This window comes from Corynebacterium mucifaciens (genome assembly GCF_012396315.1).
Classification (GTDB): Bacteria; Actinomycetota; Actinomycetes; order Mycobacteriales; family Mycobacteriaceae; genus Corynebacterium; species Corynebacterium mucifaciens.
Genome location: NZ_JAAXPF010000002.1, coordinates 33,843 through 52,934 on the forward strand (window position 1 = coordinate 33,843; position 19,092 = coordinate 52,934).

Consider the following 19,092-nt stretch of genomic DNA (forward strand, 5'->3'; position numbering starts at 1 on the left):
GTTTGGCGGTGCGCGTCGCTACGGGTTGCGCCGCGGCGGGTCGATGTCGGGGGCTTGTTCGCCGGTGATCTTCTCGTAGTTCACGTGGGAACGGGAGATGAATTCAACCCGGTCGCGCACCTTGAACCAGCCCCACGCAAGCGCCGGCCACATCAGAAGTGACACCAAAAGTGTCCACGTGCCGATGGGGTAATCGAAGGCCATGAGGATGACCACGAGCACCAAAAACAGCAGTGAGACAATGTCCGTGAACGGGGAGAATCGGGCCCGGTAATCAGGGCGGGTGTATTTACCTTGACGAGCCAGCTGCACAAAGCGCATGTGGGACAGCGAGATCGCGGCCCACGACGCCATGGTGCCCAGCGCGGCGATGTTGAGAACCACCTCGAACGCAGCTTCGGGCACAAAGAAGTTCAGCACCACGCCGAACAGCGCGACCCCGGTGGTAAGCAGGATGCCGCCGTACGGCACTCCGCCTTTGGTCACCTTGCCCGCCCACTGCGGAGCCGAGCCCGCCTTGGACAGCGAGTACATGATGCGGCCCGTGGAGTACAGTCCCGCGTTGAGCGAGGAGAGTGCCGCTGTGATGACCACAAGCTGGGTGATGGCACCTGCGTACGGCACCCCAATCGAGTCGAAGAAGGTCACGAACGGAGACTCGTCGCCCGAGTACTGGGTGTAGGGCAAGAGCATGCACAAAAGCAGCACGGAGCCGAAGTAGAACACCAGCAGGCGGAAGACAACCGCGTTGATGGCACGCGGGATGTCCTTCTTCGGGTTCTTCGCCTCGCCTGAGGTGGTGCCGAGCAGCTCGATACCCGCGTAGGCGAACACGACGCCCTGGATCACAATCAGCGCGGGCAGCACGCCGTTGGGGAACCAGCCGCCGTTGTCCGTGATCAGCGTCAACCCGGTCAGGTCACCGCTCGGGTTGCCGAAGATCACCATAAAGATGCCTACAGCGAGGAAGGTGAGCAGGAAAAGCACCTTGATCAGCGAGAACCAGAATTCCATCTCGCCGAAGAACTTCACCGAAACCAGGTTCATGGCGGTCACTAGCGCGATGATGACTAGAGCGTAGATCCATTGCGGCACGCCGTTGATCCAGCCGTAGTACTGGCCGAACCAGCGGATGTAGATCGCCAGCGCGGTTGCGTCCGCCACCGCGGTGGCGGCCCAGTTGAACCAGTAGAGTCAGCCGGAGACGTATGCGGCCTTCTCGCCGTAGAATTCGCGGGTATATGACACGAACGACCCGGATGTCGGACGGTGCGCGATCAACTCACCCAAGCTGCGCAGGATGAGGTAGCCGATGAACCCGCACAGCAAGTACATCAGCGCCAGCGACGGACCGGCCGCCTGCAGGCGCGAGCCCGCGCCGAGGAACAAACCGGTGCCGATCGCCGAGCCGATGGCGATCATGTTGATCTGCCGGGTGGACAGGCCTTTCTGCAGACCCGCGTCTTCATCGGGGACGACGCCGGCCTTCGGGCGGGCCGACGCGTCCGATTGTGGTGGAGGTGCGGTTGTCATCCGTGGGCTCCCTTTGTGTCTGGTTGGACAGGGGGATTAGTTCCGGATATCCGCCGGATCGTGGATCACGCCGAAGCGATGCAGCGTCGCTGAGACCGCCTGCTCCAGCAGATAGGGGAGGAGCTCGCGGCGCCCGTCGATGAGCACAGGACCGTCAAAAACCGCGGTGGGAACGTCGCCGTAGAGCTCCTCAGGCGCACGGCCCACAACGCGGATGCGGTGAGGCGCATTCGTGACGGCGGGAGCGTCGACGGTGACATTGGCTGTCTCGAGCTCGCGCGCAACCGCATCCGGTGCGACCACACGCACCTGGGTGCCGGTGATCGCGGCGGCGATAAGCTGCCGGTAGACCTCGCGCAGCCGGTAGCCCTCGCCGACGTAGACCACCACCGGCTCCAGTGTGTTGCGGTAGCGGAAGATGTTGGCCTCGGAGCGCAGACCGGAGTGATCGTGGCCGCGGCCGAATTCGTTGTCCCACGCGCGCTGGTCGTACTCGGCGGCGCGGGAGAGCCAGCCGTAGTCCTCGTCGCTTAAGTTGGCACGGAACGCGTCGAGAAGCTCCTGCACCTTCGCCGAAATGCTGACTCCGAGCGACGGGGCAAGTGCAGCACGCTCCCGCCAGGTGCCCATCTGCGCGACGTAGTTCGGCCCACCCGCCTTCGCGCCGGGGCCCACCGAGGACTTCTTCCAGCCGCCAAACGGCTGGCGCTGCACGATCGCACCGGTGATACCGCGGTTGACGTAGACGTTGCCGGCCTCGACGCGATCGAGCCACGTGGTGATTTCCTCGCCGTCGAGGGTGTGGATGCCGGCGGTGAGTCCGAAGCCGGTGGAGTTTTGCCACTCGATCGCCTCGTCTAAGTCCTTGGCGTGCATGATGCCCAGCACCGGCCCGAAGCACTCGTTCTGGTGATACCAGGAGCCCGGCTTCACACCGTCGCGGATGCCGGGCGACCAGAACTTGCCCTCGTCGTCGAGCTTGCGAGGTATGAGCAGCCACGTCTCGCCCGGCTCCAGCGTGGTCAGGCCCCGCTCGAGCTTCTCGCCCGGGGGCTCGATGAGCCCGTTCATGGTGGTGGACAGGTCGGTGCCCGGGCCCACCACCAGGGTGGAGGCGGCGTCGATCAGCTGGTTCTTTAGACGCTCGGACTCGCCGGCGGAGCCGACCAGGATTGCCAGCGAGGCGGCGGAGCACTTCTGGCCCGAGTGGCCGAACGCCGACAGGTACAGGTCGTTGACCGCAAGATCCGGGTCGGCGGACGGGGTGATGATGATGGCGTTCTTGCCGGATGTTTCCGCCATCACGTTGAGCCTCGGGTTCCAGGACTTGAACAGCTGGGCGGTTTCGGAGGCGCCGGTGAGGATGATGGCGTCCACGGCGTGGTCGGTAAGCAGGGCCTTGCCGGCCTCGCCCTCATCCGCGCGCACGTACTGCACGGTGTCGGCGTCAATGCCCTTTTCGGCGAAGATCGCCTGGATGCAGTCTGCAATGAGCTTGGCGCACTGCGTCACCTGCGGCGCCGGCTTGAGAATCACCGCAGAGCCGGCCGCTAGCGCCGCCACCACGCCACCGGTGGGGATGGCTACCGGGAAGTTCCATGGCGGGACGACGACGGTGAGTTTGTTCGGCTCGAAATCCGCGGCGATCTCGTCGAGGTGGCGGGCACTGTCGGCGTAGTAGGTGCAGAAATCGATCGCCTCCGAGATCTCCGGATCGGACTGGTCGACCGTCTTACCCGCCTCGTGCGCGGCAACGGCGATGAAGTCACCGCGGCGTCGCGCGATCTCGTCGCCGATCGCATCGAGGACGTCGGCACGCTCGCCAGCGGAAAGCGCACCCCAGGCTTTCTGCGCCTCCTGCGCGCGGGCGATGTGGTCGGCGATCACGGACGGGTCGGTGATCTCGGTCCCCGTGTCCACAGCGGGCGGATTCTGCAGGTGTTCGCTCGCCCAGGTGCGGTTGGTCTCAAGCGCCGGGTCGGTGTCCGGCTCGTTAACAAAGCGACCGGTGGAGCCGGACTCCGCGGCGGCTTGGCGCCCAGTCTCCTGCGTGCGGTCCTGGTTGCGGTTTGGCCCGTTGTGGACCTCCCAGCGGTTGTCCACCGCCCAGCGGAATACCTCCTCCTGCTCCTTGATCGGGTCGCGCTTGGCCGTCTTGGGGGCGAACAGGGCGTGCAGGAAGTTCTGCGGTGCCGCATTTTCTTCGAGACGGCGCACGAGGTAGCTCACCGCCACGTCGAAATCCTCCTTGCGCACGACGGGGGTGTAGAGGATCTGGCGGCCGTACGCCTCGCGCACAATCTGCTGCTGCGCCGGCGACATTCCCTGCAGCATCTCCGAGTCGAGCATGCTGGTGACACCGCGGCGCTGGGCCAGCTCGTATGCCAGCGCGGAGGTGAACAGGTTATGCGAGGCGATGCCGATAGCGACGCTGTCGGCGTACTCGGGGCGCACGATGAAGTCGAGCAGGCGGTAGTAGTTCGCGTCCACCTCGTCCTTGGTCAAGTACGGCGCCTGCGCCCAGCCCTTGATCTCAGCGTGGTGGCGCTCCATGGATAGGTTCGCACCCTTGACCAGGCGGATTTTGATCTTGGAGCCGCCAGCGGCCACGCGCTTCTGCGCGAAGTCCGCAAGGTACTCCAGCGCGCCGGGGGTGTCGGGCAGGTAGGCCTGCAGCACGATGCCGCCCTGGTAGTCCTTGAACTCGTCCTCGCTGAGCAGCTGGGTGAACACGTCGAGAGTCAGGTGGAGGTCGTGGTATTCCTCCATGTCCATGTTGATGAACACCTGGGGGCTGCGGTCGCGTGCAGCGCGGTACAGCGGGCGGATGCGGTCCTTGACTAGGCGCACGCACTCGTCATAGTCCCAATGGTTCAGCTGGGAGACCATGGAGGAGGCCTTGACGGACACGTAGGTCACACGCGGGTTTTTGATCAGGTTCAAGGTGCGCTCCGCGCGGTCAGTCGCTTCCTTCTCCCCGAGCACCGCTTCGCCCAGCAAGTTGAGGTTGAGCTCTTCGCCGCGCTTTGCTGCGTTGTCGAGCAGGGTGTTCAGGGCGTCGGACTCCGCGTCGAGCACGAGGTGGCCCACCAACTGACGCAAGCGCATGCGCGCCGCCGGAACAACCACGAAGGGCAAGAACGGGCCGACGAAGGCGCCGGCACCGACGAGCAGGGCGTTAATGCGGCCGAGGAAGGAAGCGTCGACGCCTCTGGTGATCGTGCGCAAGGAATTCGCCGCCACCCGGTTGTCTTCGGGACGCATTACGCGGTCAACAAAATCCATGGTGAAGCGAACGCCGTTATCGTCGCGCAGCATTTCAGCGAGCTGCTGCGTCTGGGCGTCGTCCGCATCTGCGTCAGCGGTCGCTTCCATCCAGTGGTACGCGCGGGCAACCGCCGAATCGACGACATGGTCGAGGTCAGAGGTACTTTCCGGCGCGAGCTGGTTGGTGCGTAAGTTTGGCATATGTGCTCCTCACCACTGATTCATTGGGTTGTGATATCTCACAAACTAACGTATCTACCTGAACCATGTCACGGTTTTAAAAACCATTGTTTTGCGAGCATGAAAAAGCCCCGGAAACGCAGGTTTCCGGGGTTAGATTGGGCGGGCTACAAGCCGCCGAAGGGGCCGCGCAGCGGGTCGAACGGTGCGATTGTCTCATCCACCTCGCCGGTCTCGATCTGCTTCGCCAGCATCTTCCCGGACAGCGGACCGAGAATGATGCCCCACATGCCGTGGCCGCCGTTGGTGTAGACGTTTGGCGCTTTGGTGGCGCCAACGAGCGGCAGGCCGTCCGGGGTGACCGGGCGTGATCCCACCCACTCGTCCTGCCGGTCGTCCCAGTCGATGCCGCGGAAGAACGGTTTCGTCGTGTGGATCATCGACGCCACGCGGCCAGGCTGGAATGGCTCGTCGGGTCCGCGGAACTCCATTGTGCCGGCGATGCGGAACCGGCCCTGGTACGGGGTGCAGGCGATCTTCGGGCCCGGCAGATACACCGGGCACGTGGCGGGCTCTTCGGTCTCTACGGAGAAGGAGTAACCGCGGCCGGCCTGGACGAGGGTGGTCACTCCCAGGACCTTCGCCAACTTAGGAAGCCACGCGCCGGTGGCGAGTACCACGTTGTCGGCGTGCAGCCACTCACCGGTGGCGAGTTTGACCGCGGGTGTGCGGGCGGAGGTGACTTCCACGACCTCTGCACCGGTGGTGATGGTGCCGCCGCGCTGGACGATCGAATCGGCGATGGCCTGGCAGTATGGCCCTGGCTCGATGAAGCGCTGTCCGCCCATGCGGTATGTTGCCCCGACTTTGTCGGTGAGCATCGGCGCGTCTGTGCGGGCGTCGTCTAGCGTGATCTGCTCGAACGGAATGTCCTGGCCGTGACGCAGCGCCCCTTCGACCTCCTTTAGGAAGCCGGCGGCTTTGCCTTCGTTTTCGAAACCGATGATGAACGGCCCCTCGGTAGTGGACGCATTCACTCCGCCTGCCTCAAGCTCGTCGTATGCCGCCAAGGCAGCCAGATCTGCCTGAGTCAGACCCGCCATCGTCTTGTCCCAGGCGCGGCCGGTGGCGTGCGCCATGAAGTTCGCGCAGAAGCGCCACAGCTTCGGGTCGATGCGCACAGGCACATCGAGGGCCGCGTGCTTGTCAAAGAGCGCTGTGGGCCCGTACGCCCACAAGCTCGAGTTGGCAAGGGGGATCGTTTTTCCTGGTGCGAGCCATCCAGCGTTGCCCCAGGATGAGCCGGCGGCGACATCGATGCGTTCAAGCACCTCCACCTCATGTCCGTACTCTTGTAGGTGCCACGCGGTGGCGAGGCCCGTCATGCCAGCGCCGACAACGATAGTGCGGGTCACGTGTGTTCCTCCTCACAACAGCTATGTAAACGTGTTGAGGGTAATGTAACGCAGAATCCGCGCCGTCGCCCCGGCTTTGGCAATTGGCTATCCGCGCTACCCTCCGCGGATTTCTAACGAGGAGAGCCGTACTTCACCTGCCTCGTCGGAGGCGTCCAGATCCACAACCCCGTGCAGCTGGAACGCGTTGTCCCCCTCGGGGTCCTTGATAATTTGGGTGACCCTCCACGCTCGGCCGGCAGAGTCCTCCAGCCGGAAGAATTCCGGGCCGCGCGCGTCGGGGCCCAAGTCCACATCCGTGTATTCGTCGAAGTAGTCGTCCATTGCAGCCGGCCAGTCCACCCGCGCGTCCGGCTCCAGGTAGCCCAGCATGTCCTCCAGCTGGTCCTCCTTCTCGTAGGCGAAGAGTTCCACGAGGCGGAAAAAGTAGTTGCGCACCATGATGGTGAAGGCGCGTCGATTAGCGGTGAGCGCCGTGGGGTCTTCCACGCCGAACGCGAGCTCGCGGTCGATGGTGTCCTGGCTCACGGGCTGGTCGTCGCCGGTCATGTGCGCCCACTCGTCGATGAGCGACGAGTCGACCTGGCGGATCAGCTCACCGAGCCACACGACGATGTCCTCGAGATCATCGTTCATGTAGGTGTCCGGGATGGAATAGGAAAGGGTGCGCCACGCATCGGTGAGGTAGCGCAGCACCACGCCCTCCGAGCGGGCTAGACCATAGGTGGCGATGAGGTCCGAAAACGTCATCGCGTGCTCGATCATGTCGCGCACAACCGATTTCGGCGACAGCTCGAATTCCTTCGCCCACGGATTGCCTTCCGTAAAGGTGGCGAACGCCTCCTCTAGTTCGTCAGCAAGCGGCTTGGGGTAGGTGACGTCCTCAACGATGGCCATCCGCTCCGTATAGTCCACCCCCTCTGCCTTCAGAGCGGCGATCTCTTCGCCGCGAGCAGCTGTTTGCTGGGCTTGGAGCAGCTGTCTCGGGTCGTCCAGAATCGCCTCGAACGTCGAGATGACGTCGAGGGTGTACGTGTCCGACTCAGGGTCGAGCAACGTGAGGAACGCCAAGGCGAAAGGGGACAACGGCTGGTTCAGCGCGAAATCCCGGTCCAGCTCCTGGGTGAGCGTGTACGGCCGAAAAGCAGGGGAGTCGGGAGTGCGCTCCACCACGCCCGCGGAAATCAATCCGCGGAAGAGATGCACCGCCTGGATGATGTCCCGGTTTTGCTTTGCACGCGGGTCGTGGTTCGAGCGCAACAAGTGGCGCATGTGCTCGTAGCCATCTCCCGGCCGGGCCACCACGTTAAGCAACATCGAGTTTGAGACCTTGAACTGGCTGGTCAGCTCCTCGGGCTCCGCCACCTTTAACCGTTCGAAGGTGTTCTCAGACCAGCTCACTTCCCCCTCGCGGGCAGACTTCTTCCGCAGCTTCTTCAACTTCTTCGGGTCGTCTCCCGCTTTCCGGCGCAGCTTCACGTTTTCAATCTCGTGTTCCGGTGCCTCGACGACGACCGTGCCCTCAGTGTCGTACCCCGCCCTGCCAGCACGGCCGGCAATCTGGTGAAACTCGCGGGACTTGAGGATCCGCTGGCGTGTGCCGTCGTACTTGGCCAGGCCGGTAATGAGGACCGTGCGGATCGGCACATTGATGCCCACGCCGAGGGTGTCTGTTCCGCAGATGACCTTGAGCAACCCGGTTTGGGAAAGCCGCTCAACCAAGCGGCGGTACTTTGGCAGCATGCCCGCGTGGTGGACACCGATGCCGCGGCGGACGAGCTTGGAGAGTGTCTTGCCAAACGTTGTGGTGAAGCGGAAGTCTCCGATTTCCTCAGCGATGCGCTGCTTTTCTTCAGGCGTGACGATGTTCAAACTCGTCAGCGCCTGGGCGCGTTCCGTCGCTTCGCGCTGCGAAAAGTGGACAACATATATCGGCGCTTTATTGTCTTCCAGCAACTCCTCGATCGTCTCGTGGACAGGGGAGAACACGTAGTGGAAGTCCAGCGGCACCGGGCGCTCGGCGCCGCCGACGTAGGTGGTCTTTCGGCCGGTTCGCTCGGTGAGGTCTTCCTCCAGCCAAGCCGTGTCCCCCAACGTCGCGGACATGAGGAGGAACTGCGCCTCCGGCAACTCAAGTAGCGGCACCTGCCAAGCCCAGCCTCGGTCGGGTTCGGAGTAGTAATGGAATTCGTCCATCACGACCTGGTCGATCTTGGCGTTTGCACCCTCCCGCAGCGCGATGTTGGCAACGATTTCAGCGGTGGCGGCGATGATCGGCGCATTCGCATTCACCGTCGCGTCGCCGGTCATCATGCCTACGTTCTCCGCGCCGAAAATCTCGCACAGCGCGAAAAACTTTTCGCTGACCAGGGCCTTAATCGGGGCGGTGTAAAACGTCCGCTGACCACGGGCCAAAGCGATGAAATGCGCCGCGTTTGCCACCATGGATTTCCCCGACCCTGTTGGGGTAGCCAAGATAACGTTGTCGCCCGCCAGCAGCGCGAGCGACGCCTCTTCCTGCGCGGGGTAGAGCGATATCCCTCTCGAAGCCGTCCACGCGGTGAAAGAGTCCCAGACAGCATCGTCGAAGAGCGACTCTGGGGCGTGCGCAATGTCGTCAAGCAAATCGGTCAGCATCACAGGTTTTACCGTAGCCGACCGCACGGCACGGCTACCTCGGGTCGTCGCCCTGCCCGTCGGGGCTCTCGCCGTGCGGGGTGTCCCTTTGGTCGTCGTCAAGCTGTTGCTCAGGCTCTTCAGAGTCGACCACAAAGTGATCGCGCAGCCGCCGAGCTGTCTCTTCGCTGTGGGGGAGCCCACGCTGGTCCGCACGGTTGCGGTCGCGATCCTCGATGGCCGAGAGGTAGTTTTCAAATGCCTCGCTGATCTCCTCGCCGCTGGGCATCTGCGCCTCCCCAGGCATCATCGCCTGCGGGTGACGGTCGCGGTATTCCTGGATCTCACGGTCGTAGTGCTCTTCGAGGGCCTGGACGACCTGGGTGATTTCCTCGGAGTTACCGGTCTGCTCTGCAAGCTGCTGGGACACCCTGCGCATGTCCGCTTCCAGGGAACGCAAGGGGAACTTCAGATCCGTCGCATCCTCAACGGACTGCAGTAGCTGGAACGTTGCATGGGGGTATGGGGAAGCAGCCACGTAGTGCGGCACGTGCGCGGTATACCCTGCCACCGAGCGGCCACGCTTGTGCAGCTCGCGCTCGATAAGGATCGAGGCGGATCCGGGGATGCTCACCATGCCGTCAAAGGTGAACATCGACCCGACAAGCTCGCGGTCATTGCCGTGGGCAGACACCACCAGCGGGCGCGTGTGGGGCGCGCCCATCGGTGCCGCGTACAAGCAGATTGTCTTGCTCACGCCGAAACGCTCCACAAGGTCGGCCACTGCGCTTCCAAATGCCTCCCAACGCAGGTCCGGCTCCGGACCAGAGAGGAGCAAAAAGGATGCGCCCTTCTCATCTCGCAGCACGCGCATGTCCAACTGCAGGTCGGCGACATCAGTGATCTCGGCGTGGTCCAGCGTCACAGTGGGGCGACGGGACCGGTAATCGATCAACTCGTCGTTGCTAAAGGTCGCGACGGTGCGCGACTCCAGCGCGGCCTTGAGGTGGTCAGCCGCGGCCTCGACCGCGTGACCCGCGTCCGCATACCCGTGCATGGCGATGACCAGCGCTGGTCCGTTCTGCGTGTCCTCGCTCACCTGCGGCGCGGGGTACTCAAGTTCGTACATGCGACGTTCCTGCGTCATGGTTGTGGCCTCCTACATTCGCTCGCCCAGCCGGCAGTTCGTCCAGGCTTTCTGCTCCACCAGCACAACGGATCTCGGTGCGCAATCATTCCATTGTGCCCGAGTGGCGCGGTCGGTGCCTCTGGCCGGTGCAGGGCGGGTGAGATGGCCGCGCGGGATGAGTAGATTGTTCGGCGCGGGGAACCGCAGCTGACTAGGCACGGTCTAATCGTTATGGATACACAGCCTCAGCCAAACGAGACCAACCAGCCAGCCAGTGCGAACTTGCCGGAGCAGGGGCAAACAGCTCTCCGCTCACCGTCGCACCTGATCGCCGCCATTCCGGGGGCGCTCGGATATTTTCCAAACGAATCGGTCGTGCTCATCAACGTCTACTCGCACCCTGGTGCTGACCAAGCGCTCGACATTGGAACCTACCTCGACGCCGACGTGGGAAACACCGAAAGCATCCAACGCGCGCTCCAGCTGATCCCAGTGGGTAGGCATGTGGCAACGTTCGCCGTGATCGTCACCCGCGTGCCAGACTCCCAGATGATTGCGGTGGCCGTGGAAGGGTTGCGCCGAGCCGCAGATGAGTTCGGTGAGATTGTGGAGGCATGCTGGATTGTTTCCGAAGTCGCTGACGGCACGCCCTACCACCTCGTCTTCGGCCCGGACATCTGCTCAGCGCGCAATCTTTGGGGCTGGGACGACACCTACCAGTGCGGCACCGTGTCCTCGATCGTCGCTGCCGAGCCGATGCGCCCGCTCATTGACCAAGGCGCACTGCCCGAGCTACATAAAGACGAGCTGTTCGCGCACTTCGATCCAGTCTCTACCCCAGACGCGCGCAAATGCCAGGCTTTGGCCCCGAGCGCGTACCGCCGAGGGGCCGAGCTGATGGACCTGGTGGACGTAGCCCCGGCCCTTGCACGAGAGAGGCTTGAGCGCGCATGCGACATTTTCCTCGGCGCACCCAACACCAGCGTGATTGACAACGACGGGAGTCTGATCATCGCCGACGTGTTCACCTGCGCGGAAGACGTGGAGCTGCTTGCCTCGGTACTGTCCCGAAATGCGCTGCGCGACTGCCTCATAGTGGACGCCTTAAACCATCCCCGCGCCGCGGCTGCGGCCCTGCTCACCATCGCACGGAACTTCAGCGGACGGATCCGCGCGAACGCGCTGTGTCTCTGGGCGATGGTGGCGGTCTCACTCGGGCTCACAGGCTGGGCAAGCGCTGCCTTAGCATCTGCGCAGAAGGAAGTGCCCGGTCACTCCCTGTCGGGCCTACTCGCAAGTGTCTTGGGGATAGGGCAAGGCCACGCGCTTCTAGAGCTGTGCCACCAGGGGTGCGCCGATACGTGGGCAGGTCTCGAGGGGTGAGCGCTAGCGGGCGGAATGCGACCGGTCGCCGAGCTGGCGCGTGAACTCCCAGGCGTCGCGCACAATAGTGCGCAGCTGGGTGCGGGTCGGGTCCCACCCAAGCTCGCGCCGGATCTTTTCCGACGAGGCGATGAGCGTTGCAGGATCGCCGGCACGCCGCGGGGCTACCTCCGACGGGATGGGGTGGCCCGTGACGTCACGGCACACCTCAATGACCTCGCGCACCGAGTACCCGTCGCCGGAGCCAAGATTGAAAATCTGGTGGGTGCCGGCGGTGTTGGCTTCTAACGCGAGGATGTGCGCGTCCGCAAGATCCCGGACGTGGATGTAGTCGCGCACGCAGGTGCCGTCTTTTGTAGGCCAGTCGTCGCCGTACATCATGATCTTGTCGCGGTAGCCCATAGCCACCTGCAGCACAATCGGGATGAGGTGTGTCTCGGTCAGATGGTTCTCGCCGATGCCGTTGTACGCGCCCGCGACGTTGAAGTACCGCAGGCTCGTGGCGCCGAGCCCGTATGCGTGGCAGTAGGAGGTAATAGCGTTGTCGATGGCCAGCTTGGTTGCGCCGTACGGGTTTGTCGGGCGCGCGGCGGCGTCTTCGGTGATCGGCACAGTGTCCGGCTCGCCGTAGACCGCGGCGGTGGACGAAAAGACGAGCGAGTCCACTCCGTGACGGCGCATCGAGTCTAGGAGCGCGAGAGAGACATCAACGTTTCCGTGCCAATACTTCGCCGGATCGTCCACGGACTCACCCACGAGGGATTTTGCGGCGAAGTGCAGGACACCGTCCACTGGCCCGCCCGCGGTATCTGCGAGAACGTCGTCAATCACGTCCTGGATCGTGCCCTCAACGAACGTGGCGGCCTCCGGAACCGCGTAGCGGTTCCCAGTACTTAGGTCATCGACGACGATGACGTCGTGGCCCGCGTCCAGCAATGCGGCCGTGCACACGCTTCCTACGTAGCCGGCGCCCCCGGTGACAACGAGCCTCACAGCCGAGTTCCCGTCTCACCGTCGCGTTCCACGCGCAGGGCGTGGGCGGTGTCGGCGGGGAGGTGGAAGCTGCTGCCGTTGTCGGTTGTCACCTCGAGCGCACCCCCGTCGAGAGGAGTAAGCGTGACGGTTTTCCCGACGAGCTGGCCTACGGTTTTTGGCACGGCACCGTCTTGGAGGATTTCGCTGATCTGCACGACGGTCACTCGCCTCGGCTCCTTCAACCGAAGATCGGTTGCGCGGATGCCTTCTTGGCCGGCATCAACCGGGGAGACGCCGAGCTCATCGAGTGCCGGGATCGGGTTCCCAAACGGGGAGCGGGCGGGATTGTCCAAGACCGCAACAACGCGGCGCTCGACTTCCTCGCTCATCACGTGCTCCCAGCGGCACGCCTCGTCGTGGACCTGATCTAGGTCGAGCTGAAGAATGTCGGTGAGCAGGCGCTCAGCAAGCCGGTGCTTGCGCATGACGGCCGTCGCCCGGTTTCGGCCCTCTTCGGTCAAGGAAAGCGAGCGGTCGTGCTCGACCACGATGAGGCCATCGCGTTCCATGCGGGCGACCGTCTGGGACACGGTGGGGCCGGATTGTTCCAGGCGTTCCGCGATACGGGCTCGAAGTGGCGTGATGCCTTCTTCCTCCAGCTCGTAGACGGTACGCAGGTACATCTCTGTGGTGTCAACGAGGTCACGCACGTTGACGCTCCCTTCCAATCGCAACGGATTCCAGCCCGTACACTCTCGGGCAACATCGTAGACCAGCGCCCACAGCGATACCGGGAACGCTGGACTTGGCGCTGGACTGGGTAGATACGGGTGGTGAACTACAAGGCGTAGTCGCGCAGGCGGTCCGCGCGTTCACCGGCGCGCAGTTTGGCCATGACCTCTCGTTCGATCTGGCGCACACGCTCACGCGATAACCCGAATTGGCGACCAATCTGGTCGAGGGTGCGAGGCACGCCGTCCGTCAAGCCGTAGCGCATGCGGATGACATCCTGTTCCCGTTGCTCGAGACCATTGATAATGTCCTGAATGTCGTCGTGCCGCAGCGTGGTCACCACGGCGTCTTCCGCATCGGTCGCCTCTGCATCCTCGATGAAGTCTCCCAGCGGAGCCTCCTCGTCCGCGCCGACCGGCATATCTAGGCTCACCGGGTCGCGCGACTGGCGCAGGAGCATCTCAATCTTGGATTCTTCGATGCCGGATTCCTCCGAGAGCTCCTCGTTCGTTGGTTCGCGCCCAAGGGACTGGTACATCTCGCGGCGGATGCGCGAGAGCTTGTTCACCTGCTCAACGAGATGCACTGGGAGGCGGATGGTGCGCGATTGGTCCGCCATGCCGCGCGTGATGGCCTGGCGGATCCACCAGGTCGCGTACGTGGAGAACTTGAATCCCTTGGAGTAGTCGAACTTCTCCATCGCGCGGATGAGGCCCAGGTTGCCTTCTTGGATCAGGTCCAGCAGCGGCATGCCGCGGCCGGTGTACCGCTTGGCAAGGGACACCACCAGACGGAGGTTGGCCTCCAAAAGGTGAGCGCGCGCCTTCCGGCCCTCCTTGGCCAAGATCTTCAGGTCGCGCTTCTTCGCCCGTGTGAGCTTGACGTCCGGGTCGTCCAAGAGGTGCTGCGCGTACAGGCCGACCTCAATTTGCTGAGCGAGCTCTACCTCTTCCTCCGCGTCCAAAAGCGCCGTTTTGCCGATGCCGTTGAGGTAGACACGAACGAGGTCCGCTGACGGGTTGTCGTTGGTTTGGTTCCTGCGGCTGCCGCGGTCAACGGTTTCTGCAGAATCTTGCGTACCCTGTGCAGCGTGATCCGGCTGGGTCATGTGCAACGCCTCCTCGGACTAGGTGGAACAGCTGGGCAGTCTAGTGGGGAAACGTCCCGCAGTCGCGTGATGTTCCCGCCCGGCCGAAATTCATTCATTCCCGTTGATGGTCACGCTTCGACGATGACAGTAAACGGCCCATCGTTGACGCTGGATACTTGCATGTGGGCTCCGAAACGCCCTTCCGCGACGTCGATGCCCCGGGAGCGCAGCTCCCGAGCGATGTCGTCTATCACTGGCGCGGCAACGTCAGCGGGCGCCGCGTCACTCCATGACGGCCTGCGCCCCTTCGCTGTCCGGCCCATGAGCGTGAACTGGCTAACCAGAAGCACCGGTGCGCCGACTTCTTCGACGGAACGCTCGCCGCCTAAGATCCGCAGCTCCGCAATCTTGCGCGCCACCGTCTTCCAGGCGTCAGGAGCGTCCTCGCGGCCTACACCAACCAGCGCGAGAACCCCGCCGGTTTCTGGGCACTCGATTTCCCCAACCGTCGCCCCGTCAACCGTCACCCTTGCACTGGTGACACGGGTAAGCACTGCTCTCATGGTTGCTCCTAGAGGTGGGTCAGCTGTGCGATCTCGGCCGGCAACACCAAGCCGTGGCGCACAAGGTCGACCACCGCAGCCGCCGCATCAGCCTCAAGCTTCTCGACGTCCTCCGGTGCGCCCACACCCACACCCTGTGAGGCGGCGTAGAGGCCGACCACGTCACGCAGCGGCAACCCGTTGGGGTGCAACCCCGAAATCAGCGAGAGAACCCCCGCATCGACGGTATGGGAAAACCGCGGGCCGTCAGTGCGAGTGATCCGAAGTGCCTCGTCCGCAAAGCCCATCCCTGCCTCGGCATCAGCCAGCTTGATGTCCTCGACCGCGACGGTAGGGCGCACCAGGTAGGTTGCGTCGAGGACGGCGTCACGGTCTTTGCCCCGCAGCCATGCCGCGCGGGTGAAATACTCTTCGGCTTCCGGCCCCAGCGGGTCGGTAAACGCGTGGGTGAGTTCCTCGCAGGTGATCTCACTGGGAGCATCACCGATGTCTTCCAGCATGACCCAGCCAAACCCAACCGCATGGACGTCGTTGTCGGCGAAGTGGTCGAGCCACTGCAGCGTCCGATTCACCCCCTCGTCGGAGCGGGGATCGATGGATTCATCCCGAAGCCAGGTGGAGACATACATGCCGGGGTCCACCACGTCGCGCTGCAGCACCCACGCGTTGATGCCGCGCGATGGCAACCAGGAGGCGACACGGGACTGCCACGGCTCGTCGAGGACGTGGACCCACGATCCCAGGATGAACGCCCGCCCGCCGGGTGCGAGATGCTCGGGTGCGTCCTGCAGCACCCGTTGCGTGGCACCGTCTAAGTCCAGGCCGGAATCCCGGTAGACGTGGCCAACCTCGGGCAACCCGACCACGAACGGCGGGTTAGCCACAATGCGGTCGAAGCGCGCGCCCGCCACCGGTTCGAACCAGCTGCCCTGGCGCAACTCAACATTGTCGACCGCATTGGCGCGCATAGTCGCCTCTGCGAACGTAAGCGCGCGGGCGTGGACGTCGGTAGCGACCACGGTGGTTGCCGCATCCGCTTGCGCGAGCGCTTGGACACCAGAGCCGGTGCCAAGGTCTAGCACCGACTCCACAGGGGTGCACGGGGTAGCGGAAAGCAGCGACAGTGACGCGGAGCCGACACCGAGTACGTGATCGCGGCCCGGGACGATGTCTGTCATCGAGGCGTCGAGGTCGGAAAACACCACTCGGGGTTTGCCAGCGACAACGTGGGCGCGCACGTCAACGGCGACGCTGTAGGTGCTCGCACCGGCAACGGGGAGGACCGTATGGGCGTCGATAAGCGCGAGCGCGAGTTTCGGAGTGAGCATGTCGCCGAGAGCCTCCGCCGTGGCCGGGCGTCGCAGAATGAAGAAGCGGATGATGGCGGACAAGCGGGTCCCGTCGGCGGTTGCGGCGAGAACCACCCCCGGTTCATGCCGGTACATCGCTTCGGTGGCCTCCGGTCCAAGGTGGGCGGCGATGCCGTCGGCGGTAAAGCCAGCCCGCGACAGTTCGTCCGCCAGCGTTCTGGCAAGCTCCGGGAAGGTGGGGGAGAGGTCGCCGGGGTTGGTCACGCGGGGCTCCTGCGGTGAGGTTGGGCTATTCGTCGTGGTCGATGATAGCGGGGGAGTTGTGCGCGCTAGTACCGGGAGCGTCCAGCGCGGCGCGTTGCTGCTCGGCCAGCATGTACTGGCGTGCGGCGGCTGGCTTGTACACGTTCTTCTCGCGGTTATCGCGCACCTCGCCCTGGGCATTGCCGCGCACTACCGCGATCCAGGGCAGCGGCACCGAGACGACAAACAGCACACTGGCCAGCACCCACAGGTGCGACCGGGCCGCGAAAAACGCCCCCAAGATAAACGGTATGCGCAGCCCCTGGAGCACGGCATACTGCCGCTCGCGAGACTGACGGTTTTGCTCCGGTGTGTAGGAGGCATCTGTAATCAACGCTCGGGACGCACGTGCGCGGCGCCGATGCAGCGACACCCGTCGCGGCGCCCCACGGGGTTGGGACGATCCGTCGAGCGCGTCGGGTTCCGCGTCCACCGTCTCCGGGCCCAACTCTGGGCTCGGTTCTGGACCCGACTCAGGGCCCGACTCAGGGGCAGTGCGATCGTGGGAACTCATGGACCCCGAGGTTAGCCCTCCGGCTTAACCTCTCGCACAAATTGGGGCATGATGGACGCCGTGAATACGACGACACAGACGCTCGAGCGCACCGACCTCAGAGAAGACACCTCGTCGACCACAGACGACGGCACCCCGAAGTTCTTCCACTACGTCAAGAAGGACCAAATCGTCGATTCCGCCATCTCCGGGAAAATGGTGGTGGCTCTATGCGGCGAAACATTTCCCGTGAAAAAGCAGGCAAAACCCGGTTCTCCCGTCTGCCCTGACTGCGAGCGCATTTACAAGGGGCTGCGCCGCAAGTGAGCTCCGCGTCCACTGGGCCCCAGCTGCGTAAATGGCAGCAGGAGGCCCTCGATTCGTTTCTCAGGGACAAACCGCGCGACTTCATGGCGGTTGCGACACCGGGCGCCGGTAAGACCACGTTCGCGTTGACCCTGGCCTCGCGGCTGGTTGAAGACAAAACCGTGCAACGCATCATCGTTGTGGTACCCACGGAGCACCTGAAGCACCAGTGGTCAGACGCCGCGAAGCGTTTCGGGCTGTCGCTAGACCCGAACTTCACCAACTCTTCGGCGGTAAACGCGTCGTACGACGGCATCGTGGTCACGTACGCGCAGGTGGGGATGCACCCGTTCAAACACCACGCGGTCGCATCCGCCCGCCGCACCATGGTCATCTTGGACGAGATTCACCATGCGGGTGACTCCAAGAGCTGGGGCGATGGCGTCTATGAGGCGTACAACGACGTCGAGCACCGCCTCGCACTGACCGGCACCCCCTTCCGCTCAGATGACTCGCAAATCCCGTTCGTCCGCTACGTCGAGGACGGCGAAGGACACCTGGTCTCGGAGGCGGACTACACCTACGGCTACTCCCACGCGCTCGCCGACGGCGTTGTGCGCCCGGTGGTATTTCTGGCCTACTCGGGAGAGGCCCAGTGGAAAGACTCCGCCGGCGAAGAGTATTCGGCTCGCTTGGGGGAACCGCTTAACCCTGAGCAGACCTCCCGCGCATGGCGCACCGCGCTCGACCCAAAAGGGGATTGGATCGCCGCCGTGCTTACCGCGGCGCACACCCGTTTGATGAAGATCCGAGCGAACATGCCGGACGCCGGGGGTTTGGTCATCGCCACCAACAAGACCACCGCGCGCGCCTACGCAAAGATCCTCGAGACGCTATCCAACACACCCGTGACTGTTGTGCTTTCGGACGAGGCCGGCGCCTCCGACCGCATCGACGAGTTCTCCGCATCGCGAGACGAGTGGATGGTTGCGGTGCGCATGGTGTCCGAGGGCGTGGACGTGCCGCGCCTGTCCGTGGGCGTGTACGCCACTTCTGCATCCACGCCATTGTTCTTCGCGCAGGCGATCGGCCGTTTCGTCCGCTCTCGTATGCCGGGGGAATCCGCCTCAGTTTTCCTGCCATCGGTGCCGGTGCTGCTCCGGCTCGCAGAGGAGATGGAAGTCTCCCGCGACCACGTCCTGGGCAAGCCGCACCGGGAGTCCGGCTGGTCCGACGAACTGCTGGAGCAAGCCAACCGCACGCAGAATGAGCCCGACGAGCTCCCCGCGTACGAATCGATCGGTGCATCGGCGGAGCTGGACTCGCTAATCTTCGACGGATCCACCTACGGCACACCAACGCAGGCGGGCTCGGCAGAGGAGCAGGACTTCCTCGGCCTTCCCGGGCTACTCGACGCCGACCAGGTGCGGACCCTCCTAGCCAAGCGGCAAAGCGACCAGCTGGACGCCCGAGACGCCGAGGAGAAGGCGCGCCGGGCCGAGGAACGCAAGGCACGGGAGCGCGCCGAAGTGCTTGGCGAGCCTGTACGTCACGCGCCGGCTGACGCGGGCACAACCGCGGAGCCGGCCACCGCGGCGGACGAACTGCCCCAGCTGCGCAAGGAACTCAACGCCAGAGTAGCTATCGCGGCGAGCAAGACGGGTCGGCCGCACGGGGCAATCCACACCGAGGTACGCAAGGCGTGCGGCGGCCCGCCGACCGCCCTGTGCAACGCAGAGCAGCTCCGTCAGCGCATCGCGTTCCTGCGGGACTGGTAGGGCCGCCGGTAGGGTTGCT

13 protein-coding genes and 1 pseudogene are annotated in these 19,092 nt (G+C 64.1%); 3 read left to right on the forward strand and 11 right to left on the reverse strand.

Annotation, left to right across the window (positions count from 1 at the left end):
• Positions 1–18: 18 nt before the first annotated feature.
• From HF989_RS02150 to HF989_RS02170, 5 genes and pseudogenes are all read right to left on the reverse strand, one after another.
• Positions 19–1,533 (reverse strand): annotated as a pseudogene (locus HF989_RS02150) (amino acid permease).
• 36 nt (positions 1,534–1,569) lie between these two features.
• Positions 1,570–5,001 (reverse strand): bifunctional proline dehydrogenase/L-glutamate gamma-semialdehyde dehydrogenase, encoded by a 3,432-nt coding sequence (locus tag HF989_RS02155; protein WP_168683728.1) that lies wholly within the window; start codon positions 4,999–5,001, stop codon positions 1,570–1,572.
• A gap of 146 nt (positions 5,002–5,147) precedes the next feature.
• Positions 5,148–6,395 carry an FAD-dependent oxidoreductase gene (locus HF989_RS02160; protein ID WP_168683729.1) on the reverse strand — a complete coding sequence of 416 codons (1,248 nt, stop codon included), beginning with the start codon at positions 6,393–6,395 and terminating at the stop codon, positions 5,148–5,150.
• A gap of 96 nt (positions 6,396–6,491) precedes the next feature.
• The gene (locus HF989_RS02165) at positions 6,492–9,032 is read right to left on the reverse strand and encodes a DEAD/DEAH box helicase (RefSeq protein WP_168683915.1); all 2,541 of its coding nucleotides are present in this window, start codon (positions 9,030–9,032) and stop codon (positions 6,492–6,494) included.
• Positions 9,033–9,066: 34 nt separating this feature from the next.
• A complete protein-coding gene (locus tag HF989_RS02170) occupies positions 9,067–10,158 on the reverse strand; it encodes a PAC2 family protein (protein WP_168683730.1) in 1,092 nt (363 codons plus the stop codon).
• Positions 10,159–10,371: 213 nt separating this feature from the next.
• Between HF989_RS02170 and HF989_RS02175 the strand changes: the two genes are divergently transcribed.
• Positions 10,372–11,523, forward strand: a complete 1,152-nt coding sequence (locus HF989_RS02175) for a DUF4192 domain-containing protein (RefSeq protein ID WP_168683731.1) — start codon at positions 10,372–10,374, stop codon at positions 11,521–11,523.
• 3 nt (positions 11,524–11,526) lie between these two features.
• On the opposite strand, the gene galE is transcribed toward HF989_RS02175, so the two are convergent.
• The 6 genes from galE to HF989_RS02205 all read right to left on the reverse strand — a co-directional run bounded on the left by galE (position 11,527) and on the right by HF989_RS02205 (position 17,010).
• Positions 11,527–12,516 (reverse strand): UDP-glucose 4-epimerase GalE, encoded by a 990-nt coding sequence (galE, locus tag HF989_RS02180; protein WP_168683732.1) that lies wholly within the window; start codon positions 12,514–12,516, stop codon positions 11,527–11,529.
• Positions 12,513–13,208 carry an iron dependent repressor, metal binding and dimerization domain protein gene (locus tag HF989_RS02185; protein WP_168683733.1) on the reverse strand — a complete coding sequence of 232 codons (696 nt, stop codon included), beginning with the start codon at positions 13,206–13,208 and terminating at the stop codon, positions 12,513–12,515. Before HF989_RS02185 ends, galE begins: the two co-directional genes overlap by 4 nt.
• A gap of 128 nt (positions 13,209–13,336) precedes the next feature.
• The gene (locus tag HF989_RS02190; RefSeq protein WP_038611925.1) at positions 13,337–14,338 is read right to left on the reverse strand and encodes a sigma-70 family RNA polymerase sigma factor; all 1,002 of its coding nucleotides are present in this window, start codon (positions 14,336–14,338) and stop codon (positions 13,337–13,339) included.
• Positions 14,339–14,448: 110 nt separating this feature from the next.
• Entirely contained in the window at positions 14,449–14,883 is a 435-nt protein-coding gene (gene dtd, locus HF989_RS02195; protein ID WP_168683734.1) for a D-aminoacyl-tRNA deacylase, read from the reverse strand.
• Between the two features lie 8 nt (positions 14,884–14,891).
• Positions 14,892–16,457, reverse strand: a complete 1,566-nt coding sequence (locus HF989_RS02200) for a DUF7782 domain-containing protein (RefSeq protein ID WP_168683696.1) — start codon at positions 16,455–16,457, stop codon at positions 14,892–14,894.
• 25 nt (positions 16,458–16,482) lie between these two features.
• Positions 16,483–17,010, reverse strand: coding sequence for a DUF3099 domain-containing protein (locus HF989_RS02205; RefSeq protein ID WP_168683735.1), 528 nt, complete (start codon positions 17,008–17,010; stop codon positions 16,483–16,485).
• A 51-nt stretch (positions 17,011–17,061) separates the two neighbouring features.
• Here HF989_RS02205 and HF989_RS02210 point away from each other — a divergent pair, with 51 nt between their 5' ends.
• Both HF989_RS02210 and HF989_RS02215 read left to right on the forward strand, forming a co-directional pair.
• Positions 17,062–17,316, forward strand: coding sequence for a DUF3039 domain-containing protein (locus tag HF989_RS02210; RefSeq protein ID WP_168683916.1), 255 nt, complete (start codon positions 17,062–17,064; stop codon positions 17,314–17,316).
• On the forward strand, positions 17,313–19,073 hold the full coding sequence (locus HF989_RS02215; protein ID WP_168683736.1) for a DEAD/DEAH box helicase family protein: 1,761 nt from the start codon (positions 17,313–17,315) through the stop codon (positions 19,071–19,073). Before HF989_RS02210 ends, HF989_RS02215 begins: the two co-directional genes overlap by 4 nt.
• Positions 19,074–19,092 lie beyond the last annotated feature (19 nt).

Coding starts and splice junctions, on each gene's coding strand:
- HF989_RS02155 (WP_168683728.1), bottom strand. CDS start 5,001: ATGCCAAACTTACGCACCAACCAGCTCGCGCCGGAAAGTACCTCTGAC.
- HF989_RS02165 (WP_168683915.1), bottom strand. CDS start 9,032: ATGCTGACCGATTTGCTTGACGACATTGCGCACGCCCCAGAGTCGCTC.
- HF989_RS02170 (WP_168683730.1), bottom strand. CDS start 10,158: ATGACGCAGGAACGTCGCATGTACGAACTTGAGTACCCCGCGCCGCAG.
- HF989_RS02175 (WP_168683731.1), top strand. CDS start 10,372: ATGGATACACAGCCTCAGCCAAACGAGACCAACCAGCCAGCCAGTGCG.
- HF989_RS02190 (WP_038611925.1), bottom strand. CDS start 14,338: ATGACCCAGCCGGATCACGCTGCACAGGGTACGCAAGATTCTGCAGAA.
- dtd (WP_168683734.1), bottom strand. CDS start 14,883: ATGAGAGCAGTGCTTACCCGTGTCACCAGTGCAAGGGTGACGGTTGAC.
- HF989_RS02205 (WP_168683735.1), bottom strand. CDS start 17,010: ATGAGTTCCCACGATCGCACTGCCCCTGAGTCGGGCCCTGAGTCGGGT.
- HF989_RS02210 (WP_168683916.1), top strand. CDS start 17,062: ATGGACGCCGTGAATACGACGACACAGACGCTCGAGCGCACCGACCTC.